This window comes from Paenibacillus sp. FSL E2-0201 (assembly GCF_037963325.1).
Classification (GTDB): domain Bacteria; phylum Bacillota; class Bacilli; order Paenibacillales; family Paenibacillaceae; genus Paenibacillus_AQ.
Window position 1 is genome coordinate 4636836 of record NZ_CP150154.1, and the last position, 13624, is coordinate 4650459.

11 protein-coding genes are annotated in these 13624 nt (G+C 41.6%); 5 read left to right on the forward strand and 6 right to left on the reverse strand.

Features of this window, described 5'->3' with window-relative positions; all coding sequences use genetic code 11:
* Positions 1–15: 15 nt before the first annotated feature.
* Positions 16–534, reverse strand: a complete 519-nt coding sequence (locus NSU15_RS21165; RefSeq protein ID WP_339287462.1) for a DinB family protein — start codon at positions 532–534, stop codon at positions 16–18.
* A 134-nt stretch (positions 535–668) separates the two neighbouring features.
* On the opposite strand from NSU15_RS21165, the gene NSU15_RS21170 reads away from it, so the two are divergent.
* The 4 genes from NSU15_RS21170 (at position 669) to sda (ending at position 2703) form a co-directional block, all read left to right on the forward strand.
* The gene (locus tag NSU15_RS21170; RefSeq protein WP_042129776.1) at positions 669–1334 is read left to right on the forward strand and encodes a hypothetical protein; all 666 of its coding nucleotides are present in this window, start codon (positions 669–671) and stop codon (positions 1332–1334) included.
* Positions 1335–1838: 504 nt separating this feature from the next.
* Positions 1839–1958, forward strand: coding sequence for a cyclic lactone autoinducer peptide (locus tag NSU15_RS21175; protein ID WP_139328656.1), 120 nt, complete (start codon positions 1839–1841; stop codon positions 1956–1958).
* 21 nt (positions 1959–1979) lie between these two features.
* Complete coding sequence (locus NSU15_RS21180) at positions 1980–2312, forward strand: LytTR family DNA-binding domain-containing protein (protein WP_052414675.1); 333 nt, start codon at positions 1980–1982, stop codon at positions 2310–2312.
* A gap of 217 nt (positions 2313–2529) precedes the next feature.
* Positions 2530–2703 (forward strand): sporulation histidine kinase inhibitor Sda, encoded by a 174-nt coding sequence (gene sda / locus NSU15_RS21185; RefSeq protein WP_081390100.1) that lies wholly within the window; start codon positions 2530–2532, stop codon positions 2701–2703.
* A gap of 182 nt (positions 2704–2885) precedes the next feature.
* Here the strand turns inward: sda and NSU15_RS21190 are convergent, their stop codons facing one another.
* The 5 genes from NSU15_RS21190 to NSU15_RS21210 form a co-directional block, all read right to left on the reverse strand.
* Positions 2886–3194 (reverse strand): hypothetical protein, encoded by a 309-nt coding sequence (locus tag NSU15_RS21190; RefSeq protein WP_042129778.1) that lies wholly within the window; start codon positions 3192–3194, stop codon positions 2886–2888.
* Between the two features lie 119 nt (positions 3195–3313).
* Positions 3314–3973 (reverse strand): helix-turn-helix transcriptional regulator, encoded by a 660-nt coding sequence (locus NSU15_RS21195; RefSeq protein WP_042190416.1) that lies wholly within the window; start codon positions 3971–3973, stop codon positions 3314–3316.
* Positions 3974–4366: 393 nt separating this feature from the next.
* Positions 4367–10816 (reverse strand): phosphodiester glycosidase family protein, encoded by a 6450-nt coding sequence (locus NSU15_RS21200; protein ID WP_042129780.1) that lies wholly within the window; start codon positions 10814–10816, stop codon positions 4367–4369.
* Between the two features lie 229 nt (positions 10817–11045).
* Complete coding sequence (locus NSU15_RS21205; protein WP_052414676.1) at positions 11046–11657, reverse strand: PfkB family carbohydrate kinase; 612 nt, start codon at positions 11655–11657, stop codon at positions 11046–11048.
* A 132-nt stretch (positions 11658–11789) separates the two neighbouring features.
* Positions 11790–12701, reverse strand: a complete 912-nt coding sequence (locus NSU15_RS21210; protein ID WP_042129782.1) for a LysR family transcriptional regulator — start codon at positions 12699–12701, stop codon at positions 11790–11792.
* Between the two features lie 163 nt (positions 12702–12864).
* Between NSU15_RS21210 and NSU15_RS21215 the strand changes: the two genes are divergently transcribed.
* Complete coding sequence (locus NSU15_RS21215; protein WP_042129784.1) at positions 12865–13614, forward strand: SDR family oxidoreductase; 750 nt, start codon at positions 12865–12867, stop codon at positions 13612–13614.
* Positions 13615–13624 lie beyond the last annotated feature (10 nt).

The window sequence follows — 13624 nt, forward strand, 5'->3', positions numbered from 1 at the left end:
TTATATCTAACTCGCTTATACAAGATATCTTTCTTTAAGAATATTCAAATGATGAAGATCATGACCGATCATTAAGCAGGCCACCGCTCTCGCGGAGATAGCTCCATTGTTAACCGTTCCCATACGAATCCACGCTTCTTCCGGCAGAGTATCTAAAAGGGCTTGCGTTGACTCTCGGACAAGCTTGTAATGAGCCAGCAGCTTTTCTAAAGTGTGCGCATCGAAATTTGCGGTTAGTACATAGTCCTTTTCCTCAAACCCCGCTAATGGGGTTGTATCTCCTCTTGCCACGCGCAATAAACGATAAGACATAATTCTTCCAGTATCCGCTAGATGGCCGACCATTTGCTTAATACTCCATTTGTCAGGAGCGTAACGATGCTCTCCTTGTTCTTCCGTAAGGTTCGAAATAAAACTACAAATCTCATACGTCTGCTCTCTAAAAATAGTACAAATTTCCCCTTCTGTTGGTACTAAAGAGATATACTTTGACAGCTCATTTAAATACTCACTACTCTCTGGACGTTGACCCATGTAGAAACTCCTCACATATTGAATTTTTTTGAAAAATATGGAGAAAAATCACGTGCTCATAGTTGTATTTTAGTTAATTATGTATGATACTTGCAATATTAAGATTTGTTAAACTAGTCATCGGGAGTGTCGGCATGCTTGATTTTATTCTCTTCATGGTTTTTTCAGGACTAGAAACCTATGCTATTTTCTTTTTAGCTTTTAAAATCTTCAAAATTGATCTCTTTCATAAGGAGATGGTGTTCGGAAGTTTTGTAATGGGTTTTTTCTCCTATTCACTTCGGACGAACTATGACCTATTTCAATTAGATATTTTCTCACAATATGCACTAATGTTTTTCTTTATGTGGCTGTTGTTCCGAATTCATCCCTTTTATGCCTCCATACTGACCGGGATGGCTTATCAAGCATATTCCGTGATTCAAACCTCTCTATATTATTTTTTAAACTTTGTAATCAAGTTACCTTTAGACTCTTCCAACTCTGTTTCTATCAATATATTTATACTTCAAGTTTTATCAGCTTTGGCTGCCATAGGTATTGGTGTGTATATGCGCCGAAAACGTAAAGGATTTGATTTTGTACCCGATAAACCTGATATAAAAATAAAACCAAGTACGAGCGAAAAAATACTATTTACTCTGAATCTTCCTGCACTATTTCTAATCGCTTCCGTTTCGTTATTTTTTCAGTCAAGCTATTTTCTTCTAATCCCTATTGGTTATGGGGCTATATTATGGGGATATTTGTACTTATCCTATAAAAAGGACAGAAATGACTATGAATCATTTAGCATTTAGAATCGTTTCGGCCATAAAAAAAACAAACCCTGAGCAAACTCATTCCATAGAAGTAATGCAGTATGCACTGAGTATTATTTTGAATACCTTATTCATTATTACAGTTTCCCTTCTAATAGGGGGCTTTACAGGGCAATTAATGGGAACATTGATCGCGCTACTAAGTTTTGGATTGCTAAGGATTTGTTCTGGCGGAGCCCATTTGAAAACTGCAACAGCCTGTAATATAACGTCCATTTTCATATGTTCGTTAATCCCCCATCTTACATTCCTTACACATAGTTATTTGCTCTGGATTAATCTATTTAGTATGATTTCAATGATCTTATTTGCTCCGAATCCAGATCGAAATGCACAACTCTCTAAAGACTGGTACCTAGGATTGAAACTGTTATCCATCCTGTTAGTGCTCGCAAATTTTTGGATTAACTCGTCTGTCATCGGACTGGCTTTTTTCATCCAGTCCTTAACAGTAATCATTCCTTTACAGGGGAGGTCCAGTAGATGAAGAAAACGCTCGCTCGTGTTGCTTCTAGTGCGCTTGGCATGTCCGCTCTTGTCTTTGCAACAATAATCAAGCCTTACATTCACAGTCCAGAAATTCCAAAAGAATTGCGTAAGTAATTAAACAAGGATGGGGAAAAGATGCGTGTCTTACAGAAAGACGGTTCCTCCTGTGATATTCTGGAGGAAGAAATATTGTATTTCTCGAATTATAAGAATACAATATTCGTCCATACGAAAGAAGGCGAATTTGTTCTCCCCACCACTCTTTCCGATCTTTTCACAGCGTATGAGGGTAAGGGATTTAAACGCCTTGACCGCAGCAATGTAGTCAATATTAACAACATCGAAGGCTATGATTCCGAACGAAAAATCGTTTATTTTAATCATGGCGAGCAGTTTGCAACTGTTTCGGAGTCCAATGAACCTCGCCTAAAAAAGTACTTATCTACTCTAAAGAAAGACTCCGATTAAAAAGATCCCGGCATGTCTCTACATGTCGGGATCTTTTTTTATTTATTTAAATTTAAAGTAATCCATCCTATAATCGCACAAAAAAAGACATTATGCCATAATTATCCTCAGATGTAAAGATAAATTCGTAAGATGAATGACAGGGGACGGATTGTATTCCAAATGATACCATATAGATAAATGCGAAATAAAAACAAACATATGATGGAGGAACCAAATGAATTACTATTTTCATCCCTCACCTCGCCCCTCATCTCTTGAATCGATATCTGATGAAGAATTACTTAACATCTATGCGTTAGCGGTTGAGGCACAAGCTTTACCAGATTTCATTGAGATTGTTAAAGAGATCTTAGACAGTAGAGATCTCATACATTCTAAAGAAATATAACATCCCCGACACGAATTCATTCACTTATTATGACGCAATTATATAATTTCCCATGACTTCTACTCCGAGTGCTCTCTGGTTTGTCTTCATGTTAACTTCATCAACATAAAGAAGGTAGAGCCTCTAATGGCCCTACCTTCTTTGTTTGAAACAAGGATTACTCCATCTAAATAGAATAGTCCCTACTCCGTAATTTCAGTTTTAAATACATTTTCCAATTTCCCGCCAAGTCTCTTCTTCAATGGAACTTTAATATCTCTACCCAGCTCTTTGAAAAAAGTTTCTACATCACATTTTACATTTTTAGCAGTCGCGATCACAGCGCCATCACCAACAATATTTTGATTCTCGTCAAGAGGAACATCAACTTCGATATCATACTTTTTGGATAATGTCTTGATGTATCGTGCGAAGATCTCCAGCAATTCCTCGTTATTAAAATTCTCTATAGCGACTTTTCCCTTGCTGGTAAACTTCATGTTAATTTTCATTATTAATATCCCCTTTTCTGTCAAACCATTTTTAGTTGTTAGTTTATGGATCAAGATGAATAGATGGCTGCAAGAAAGGGCAACATTATTCATTTTTGAGATCATTTATGAAACATACATTATTTATAAGCACCCTTTATTTGTTGTACTTTAAATTGTGTAAATTCTTTGAGCGCTTGTATGACCTGATCCTGTTCTTCTTCCTTCAGCTCATAAACGCACTCCCGTAACCACTCGCCAAATAGAAAGGCTTGACGCCCTTTCCGAGGGCTCTTTCTTAAGGAGTCGAGGCAACCCTCAAACTTATCGTTCAGGACGTCAGTAAGATTGTATTTCTCAATCTTCTCTATTACCATTCCTGCCCCATATTCGGTTTCATAAACTATGACTTCATTAGAATCAAAGGAAACATAAGAAGTTTCTTTACCTTCCTTTGCCCTGAATTCCTTAAGCTTGTTAAAGGCCGTCTCATAAATGTAGTCTTGAGACTGTTTAAGCTGCGGCAGTTCATAACCATGCTTCAAGGTCTTGATATATTCAATATCAGGCATATAGTCTGCCAAATGATACATCCGATTCTTCAGATCTGTTCCAAGCGCTTCAATGATCTTGTCCAGATTGTCTTTAAGCGGAATGCTCTCTCCACGTTCGATCTTGCTAAGCTGTGAGTAGCTAATACCGCTCTTTTCTTCCAGTCCTCTTAAGGTTAACCCTCTCGTTTTTCTGATGTGCCGAATGAAATTACCCAGCTCATCGGGATAGTTCTCAAAATCATTCATGGGAGTCACCTCCCTACTATCATAACACAACATAACAATTTGTGTTGGCTTATAACAATTAATCCTAGCATTTACTTGCTTATGAAGGGTAATTCCCACTATTCAAGAACCAATATAACCCTCTTGTCACAAAAACAGGATAAGAATAGGCGTTCGTCTTCCAGGTTTTGGATTGTGTTCTCGGGTTGGAAAATCAAACGTATCTGACTGTTGAGACCTAATAATCTGATTTCTGCTTTTTCGCTCACTTGTCGGACTCAGATGCAGCTATTCATTAAAATATACGGCGAGCCGGTTCAAAAATATGACAATAAGAACTGTGGAGTCCGAAAACTAAAAAAAAATGGACCAAAAAACAGCCAGTCCCCAATTTTCTGAGACTGGCCAAAATCATTACTCCATAACATTCAACAAGTTGATGATCATCTGTGCACTTTCGGCACGAGTGCCATTTTGTTTCGGAGCAAATTGCCCTTCCCCACGTCCTTGCATCAATCCAAGTCTGAGCACCTCCCTGATAGCCTCTTGAGCCCATTTCGGAGTAGCAGCAATATCTTTAAATGCCATACCGTAAATACTATCGACAGCTACTGTTTTCTTGGCGTAAGCATATGCACGAGCCAGCATCGCAGCCATCTCTTGACGAGAAATCTTAGCATCTGGTTCAAACTGTAAAGAATTCTGGCCAGTAACAATTCCAGCTTGTCTCGCTAAGCCTACGGCTTCGGCATACCATTTGTCCGAAGCTACATCGGCGAATACGGCTTCCGTTTGACCTTTCAGCCCAAGTACGCGAACTAGCATCGCAGTAAATTCAGCACGTGTAACCGATCTGTTGGGATCGAAATGATCCGCTGTTACGCCCTGTACAAGCTGCTTAGCTGCGAGCTGTTTCACAGTAAGGAATGCCCAATGATCGGATTTCAGATCACTAAAATCCTTGTCGTATTCTAATAATGCATATTTACTAAAATGACTGATAGGAGCAACAATATAACCTTCCAACCAATTACTATTCATATACTCCAGATTACCAGCATCATCAATGTGATAAATTCCTAATAAACGTCGATCTACATTCGCGTCAACCTTAAATGAAATCGTGATCGGCTCTGCAAACTGACTTAACCTGAAGCTCTTTCCTTGTTCAGTTATCATGCTAAGCGACCATTCCCGCATATCACTTATCACTCTCAATTGTGCACCCGCAAGTGTTTCCGCACGATTAATCAGTTCCGCTGCTGCATCGCTAGCTACTGAATTCAATTGAAGTGAAATCTTACTTTCGGCAGTGATTCCAGCAGGGTTCAGCTTACTTAGATCCGCCAATACCCTCACAGGGATAATAACCGTCAATTCCTTCGTAACCACTCTGAGGGATGCACTACCAAGTAGTTCAACTGCATTCCCTGGCAAAAGTATTCCCGTTACCACTTCGTCAATGGAAACCACAACTTCACCTTGTGCATTCTTGTTCGCTGACAACTGAGATTCTGTTATCGTTACAACTCCCACTTGTGCAGATGCCGACGGTGTTGGTGAGGATGTAGGCGTTGGTGTCACCATAGGTCCCGGCACCCAGCCACCTGGCGTTGGTGTTGGTTCTGGTTCTGGTGTCGGTGTTGGTGTCGGTGTTGGTGTTGGTTCTGGTGTCGGTGTCGTCCCTGGTGAACCTTCTGTCACTGTCAATTCATATTCAGTACTTAACCCGTTATAAACAGCACTGACTTTTGTTGTACCGACAGTTAGAGCATGAAGTTCTCCTGTCTCACTAATCATGGCAACGTCATGATCGGAAGTATCATATTTTACGCCTTCGATCAATTTTAGCGTGCTGCCATCACTGTACACAGCCTGAACGACAACAGAGCCTTTACTACCCAGCTCCAACGAATCCGGCCCTTTAATCGCGATTCCTGTTAGCTCAGAAGCCACATCAGTTGTTACGACAAGGTTGTACTCCGAGGAGAACTCTCTATAGGTAACTGCAATTACTGTTGTACCTTCCTTATAAGTCTGAATCAAGCCCTGATCGTTGATTGTAGCAACATTCTTATTTGAGCTGGAATAATGAAGTCCATCTAATATCGGAATACGTTTACCTGACGCATAAACGGCTTCGGTTACCGTCTGATCAGCTTCTTCCAGTTTAAGCTCTCTTTTGCCCTGAAGCTTAATAGATTGCAGAACATCTACGTTTATCGTACTCTCCGCATAAATATTCGGGTGACCTTCCACTGCAACTCTTACCTTAGCCATACCTGGCTTCAATGCTGTGACGAGGCCGCTCTCATTTACAGTGACCACTGATTCAGTGGTGTCAGAAACGATGGACCAAATCTTTTTTAGATGATTAGCCTGTGCTGGTTGAACCTTAGCTTGCAGTTGAATGCTAGCACCAGGTTCAAGCTCTACAGTGGTTTGATCCAGCGCAATAGATTCTAGAACAAATTTCCCGATTATTAGACGGTCAATTTCCATACCATCAACCGTTCTTGCAGTAACCGTAATCTCATTCTCGGCAATCTCAACAGCGGTATAAATTTGTTCATCTTCATCATATATTTTTTCCTGCCAAAAACGTGGCGTCAACGCATAGAACTTAGGACCCGAGGAACCTCCGATCACATATCGAGTACCTTCGCCTTCCGCTACCTGCTTACCATCCTTCATCGGAAAAGTTCGTAAGTAAATATGATCATGGCCATTCATAACAAGATCCACATTATGCTTATCAAACACTGGTACCCACTTTGCCTGCACCTGCTCATTGGAGTAGATGCTGCCGTAGGGACCTTGATGGAAGAAGATCACCTTCCACTTTTTATCTGTAGCTGAAAGATCCTGATCCAGCCACTCTGCCTGTTCTGCAAACGGACTACCTGAATGTTCTGTATTCATGACCACAAAGTGAGTATCCTTCACATCAAAGGAATAGTTCGTACCTTTCACACTCGCTGTTCCATTTTGCGGATTATTGAATTGTGCTAGGTAATCCCCGTCTCCATTCGTTCCCATCACTTCATGGTTCCCGATAATCGGGACAAGTGTGGTATTCAGGAGCTGTTGCTGCGCAGCATCGAACCACCAATTCCACTGCTCTTGTTCAAATCCTTTATCCACCATGTCACCTGCATGAACTAGCATCTCTGCATCTGGCATGTAGGCAAAAGCAGCCTGAATCGTATTTCCCCAAAGACCAAAACCTGCTTTCGAGTCAGCTTGGGAATCACCGATGAACAGGAATTTTGTAGAAGTGCTCTCCCCCCCGCTTGTAACGAAGGTTCCTTGCGCACTTACATCTAACTTGCCATCCCCCACACGATATACATATTCCGTTCCAGGAGTAAGCCCTACTGCCTCCGCTTTATGAACTCGCATTGTTCCGTCATTGTTAGTGTTGTAGATCGAACTGCTGCCGGTTATTTTTATTACATTCGCGGCTTGAAAGCTCGTAAACTCTGCTTTTTTCACAAGTTCAACTATAGTGTCCCTGGTTAACGGTTCGGTTTGCCAAGTGAACTGACGGGAGGTTGCTGCATCGAGTCCCATCGTAACATTCACATTCCGCGGAGCAGTTGTTCCGTCGTATGGAGCAACTCTGAATGTCATTACAGGACTATAGATATTCCCCTTCACTGTCTGTAATTTAAACGTTCCTTCTGCAGAAGTAACGGAAGCCGTCGAAAGTATTCCGTTTGCTCCTGAGACTGCTCCTTGTACCTCCACACCATCAATCAGTAGCGAAGCTCCCTCAACGCCATTTCCACTCAAATCCTTTACCGAAAAAGAAGCGTCAAAGCCTTTGGCTATATCGTAATGATTCCAAGTGAGCATTAACTGTGTCTTCACCACAGATTCAACAGCTGCCCCAACAAAAGAAATAGGGATTCCCGTACCCTCCGTAGAGGTTACAGAACCGGATGTATTCTCAATTACAAACAGTTTACTGATGTCTCCAGCCAACTGTTCTTGTGTATAGGGACCCAAATAATCATTTCGAACTGTGTATTGAACCTGGCCAATGAGATCTTTATCACCAAGATTAGAGCTATTTATGTCGCTTAAGGTAAGGCGTACAGTTCCCAGTACCGGATCAATAATTGATGCCATTTGAGCTTCCGTTACCTTACTCCCCCGAATCACCTGCAAATCTTTAACTGCAGCAGGATTAAAAGCAAACGTAAGATTTCCTTCCTTCAGCTTGTTAGCCTTCTCCGCGGTTACATCCAAAGTGTATGTGCTGCCGGCGTATACTACTTCTGGCGTTTTGTATACATAGAATGGTGATCCTAGATTCACAGTAAAATACCATTCTTTTATCGTCTGATTACCGCTCATATCTCGAATAGCTACTTTTACTTTATGTCTACCTTCAGTTAGCGGAATCTTAGGTTTATAAGTAATTTGTCCCTTTGGTGGATAAAATCCATGCTCTACTAATTGATCATCTACAAAAACCCGAGTCTTTGCAGGATCAATTAAGGTCGTTCCTGGATGGGCTACAGGATCATAACCATCATCCTCACCATTGATAGAAAGGGTTGGCGTAGCTGTTTTTACAATTTCGTTCACACCAGGATAAGCATCTTTAAGGACTGGAGGTGTTCTATCTTCCTCTAGCGGACCATAAATGGCGCGAATATCATCTACGTAAATAGCACCTTCGCTCTTATTAAGATTACTGGTCTCCATATAGCGAACAGGCATATCCATCGTTAAAGGTGTGGCTTTTCCCTTGGGAACGGAGACTTCAACGTATTTCCATCCGGTCCAGTTCACACCGTTCACCTGATCCGTAAAATCCACAGGCACGGCTGCATTATTGCCATCACGAATCTGTCCTCGCAGCCAGTGCTTTTTGCCATCTCCATAAATCCACATACTGATTTTCTCAGGATAACCCGGAATTTGAATTCGATTTTCGGTTGAACTCGCAGCTACATATGCTCCAGATGTACCTGTCTTCCCCACAAAATCATATTCCAGCTTCAAGGCTTTATCCCCACTGCGGACAAAATCCTGATCTGTTACTTCAAGAAGCTTCACACTGTTGGCAGCTGCGCTGGAAGCTACATATTTATTGATTCCACTCTCAAAATCCTCCAGCATTACTGGCGGTAATCCAACATTAACTTCAAATGATGTCTCTACATTGCCGTATTTAGCGATAATCTTACCATTCTTTCCGTTCTCGCTCGTCGCTTGAAACAGACCATTCTTGTCCACTGTCCCTATCTCGCCTTCAACTCGCCACTCGAAGCTATGATTATCTGCTTGAATAACCTGTCCATTCCGAAGAGCTTTTATGGTCAATGGTGCAGTAGCACCTGAAGAATACGTTTTGATTACATCAGGAAATTTAAGCTCTGTGAGCTTATCCACCACTTCGATTTCGCCGCTGCCATTGACCGCACCAGCTTCTACAGTCACCTTTCCGGTTCCGGCGGAGGTTCCTGCTGTTAAGACTCCATTTCCGTCAATGGTTCCAAGACCGTCATCCACCTGCCAATTCACCGTTCCTGAATACGGAGCTGGATGTCCATTCTCATCCACGCCTGCGGTTTTGAATGCAAAGGTTGAGCCTTGCAAAATACGTTCCGTATTCGGCTGCACAACCAGCTTAGAAGCTGCAGATTGCTCAGGAGCTGTGTTGACGATAAGCAAACCGTTGCCGGTTTTTCGTTCGTAGCCATCCGAGCCCTGGTTCATCATTTTAACGCCGGTAGTACCTGGCATTCTAGCAACAAAGGTAGACGAACCGCCACCATCTAGATTCATGGCGTTAATAACGCCCATATCTTTCATTATTTTTCCCAGTTCATCGGTATCTACGCCTTCACTAAAGCCCGGTGATCTTCCATCTACTTCGAAAAGAACGATGCTTCCATCCGCTTTTGTACCAATGGCAGTACGTGGATGAATACCTAAAGGCCCTACACCTTGTTGAACTACTCCGTCCTTCACCAGCGGTCCTTCACCGCCAATAGCTACCTTGACTTCATTCCATTCTCCACTTAGCGCAAAGCTTGCAGTAACACTATCACCAACCGATAACCCCTGCAAAAGGGCACGAGACGTCCCATTAGCAGACAAAACCACCTTTCCTTGGGAAAGCGGCGTATTGCCTTGATTGTTACGGATTTCAGACACCTTCAGCTTCAAGGTCTGACCGCTTTTCACTTCTCCTTCGACAATATCTAGAACAACCTCGTCACCCTCATTGGTCGACTTTGTAGTTGTATTATAATTTTCCGTATAGAGAACCAGCTCATTTGTATTTCGATAACGGTTGATACTGGTTAAATTAGTCGTTTTTCCGTTTATCGTAATGTTTTTAGTTAACTTCGGCACACCATAAATCGAGCTGCCGTCTTCTTTTAAACCGAAGGTAAAAGCTGAGATCGAACTGTTCAGAATCACACCCTCATCCATAAACAATCCGTTAGGAACACCCGTGGCAAAACCGGAGATTTCATAAAAATCACCATTAACCCCTGCTATTACACGGTTTCCAGGCGCATCCGCATATGATGCCATTTCCGTTACACCCTTCATGCCATAAACCTTTCCATCCTTCGTGCCCGCCCGCAGCTCTAAGTTAGCATTTTGCGGGTTAAACTCGACAGCATGAACCTTTTGCAAACCGCGTTCATTTTGAAGATCCATCCAGGTATACATCGCCCCAGGTGCCAGCTCCGTCTTACGAACATCAATAACAGTACCATATTCTGTAGCAGGTAAATCAGAAATGGAAGCGCGAACAAATGCCCCCGGCTGCAACAACGAAATCAACAAAACAAAAATAACTACCACATTAATTTGCCTTAAATACCTTCTCACTGTGTTGACATCCTCCCCACTTGGCTGTCCTAATGACGATCTGAGCTTGGACAACATCATAGGGTTTATATTAACTAGGAAGTGTAAAGGTTAAATAAAATTTACCAAGGCATACTGTTAACTTCTTCTAATCCATTCATCAAATTCATGTTTCAGCTTGTCCCTGCTGGACACAAATAAAAAACCATCAAGCGGCCAGCGCTTGATGGTTTCTAATCGGTACCCAAAATTATTGATTCCAATTCGTTACTTCCTCATAAGTAGGTAATGCAGCAATAGCGCCTACCTTCGTACACACGATAGCACCCACTTGATTAACAAAATGAATTATGTCTTGCCAAACCGCAAAGGTAAGACTCCCAATTGCTTGATGTGTCAGTCGCGAAAGCTGTAACAACACTTTAACAAAATCAGCCGCTGAGATCCCCTTCTTAGCTAACCTGATAAACGCTTCCGTTCTGTCGCCCCATAAACTGCCTCTATAGTTAGGGTCAAAGGAAACGAACTGGCCAGCTTGGCGTGCTTTGCCCATAAGTTCAAAATAAGCTTCAAGATAAGTTCCACCTAACATCGCTGTTGCTGAACCAAAATGAACAACGGCTGCTTCATTCAGCTTATGAAGAGGTACATCTTGCAATCCAAAATTACCATCCGCGCCACGACTAAACACAAAATCCCGTTCTCCATCTTTTTGTAAAGATACATAAGCCATCGTCGTTAGTACTGAGGAATCTCTCACGATCAAATCCGTATTCACTTTAACTTCACGCAAAGTCTGAATTAAGAATTCACCGAATGGATCATTTCCCACTTTGTCAGCAAAGGCAATTTTAGATTTCATAATCATTCCCCTGACTAAACATCCTGTAATGCTTTGTATTCATATTTTAGAATGGTTACTGATGTTTGTAATCTTTTCGGGGCGCTCCATCCTCTCCTAATTCAAGCTCTCCAACATTGGAGAAATGAACGTTCAACCTCTTCTGATTCCTTCCTCAAACTCATGCTTAAGCCTGTTGATAAATCTTCGGACCGTTTTTGAGCCTTGTTTAGAAGCTGAAACAATAGAACCTGGAGTATGCTGATCTGAAGATCGCAGCTCGATCGTCTTCATAATCTTCTGAGAATCCTCAAATGTTTTTATAAAAGAATAATCCATACCGATCGTAATCGCGAGTCCTGCCGCAACTGCATTCTCAATGGCTCGGGTATTATTGCTTATAAAAAGGATATTCATCGGCCCAGCCTTCAGTAAATATCGCTCCACAAAGTCCTGTATGTAATGATCATCGTATATAACCAATGTCTGACCTGCTAACTGTTCAGGGGTAATCATTGTATTTAAAGCTAATGGTGAATGAGGATGTACGCCTACAACAATCTTTCCTTCCATTAATTTCTCAAATACGACCCCTTTATGTTGATCTGATAAGCCCTCCGGCGAGACCATCAGTCCGATATCCACTTCATCCTGAAGCACATTATCCAAAATCTCTTTAGGTCCCTTTTCAAAAATCTCTATTTTCACATTTGGAAAATCCATCTTAAAACCAGAAATAACCTTCACTATTATATGCATAGGTCCCGGAATTGCAGCAATCTTCAAATGACCGCTTAACGTATCACTGTAAATCTGTGCTTCAGCTTTTAATTCATTAACTTTCATTAGGACTTCATTTGCTTTGCTGATTATGGCCTGTCCTTCTGCTGTGGGAACTGCTTTTTGGCCTCGCGAACGAATGAACAAAGTAACTCCCAGCTCCGCTTCTAACAGTGTTATAGATTGGCTTATCGCAGACAGGGTGATATGACGATTCTGAGCGGCTTTTGTTAGTGAACCAATCTTTGCGACTTCTACGATATTCTCGCATTGCTCTAAATTCATTTGAATCACTCCCTAACTTAATATTTACTTAATACCTATTAAATTTACTTAAATTTTAATTAATTTGGACTAGTGTTACAATATAAATAAGTTAGTAAATAACCTTTTCACCATATGAACCTATATTTCTAGTATAACTATATTTCTCGAGGAGGAATCACAAATGACAGACAAAAGAGTAGCCGTAATAACAGGTGGAGCCAGTGGAATCGGGAAACAAACCGCTATTAAATTCGCAAGTAAAGGTGACCAAATGGTCGTTGCCGATTTCAATCAACAATTAGGTGAAGAAACAGTAGCACAGATCATCAAGGATGGTGGCGAAGCGATTTTCGTCAAAACCGATGTTTCAAAATATGAAGAGGTTGAAGCACTGGTTGAAAAGACCGTTACCACTTATGGAAGAATTGACGTCATGTTCAACAATGCCGGAATCGGCCGCGTCACTCCTGTACTAGACCAAGACCTTAAGGATTATCATAGTGTTATTAATGTCAATCAGCACGGTGTTGCCCACGGTATTATTGCGGCAGGTAAAAAAATGCGTGAACTCGGCATCAAAGGTGTCATCATCAATACTGCCTCTGTATTTGGATTCCTGGCTTCCCCAGGTACATTCGCTTATCACGCTTCCAAAGGTGCGGTCATAATGATGACCAAATCGGCAGCACTTGAAATGTCCGTTCACGGTATCCGCGTACTCGCCGTTGCTCCAGGTGCTGTAGATACCCCAATTATCCAAGGATATAAAGACCAAGGAATGGTCGATGAGATGAAGAGCAAAGTCATGGGTAACAAATTAACGCTACCTGAACAAGTTGCTGATACCGTCTACTTGCTCTCCTTGCCAGAAGCTAGCGCAATTAACGGTAGTGTTGTTATGGCGGATGAAGGTTATGCTTCATTTAAATAAAAATGATAAA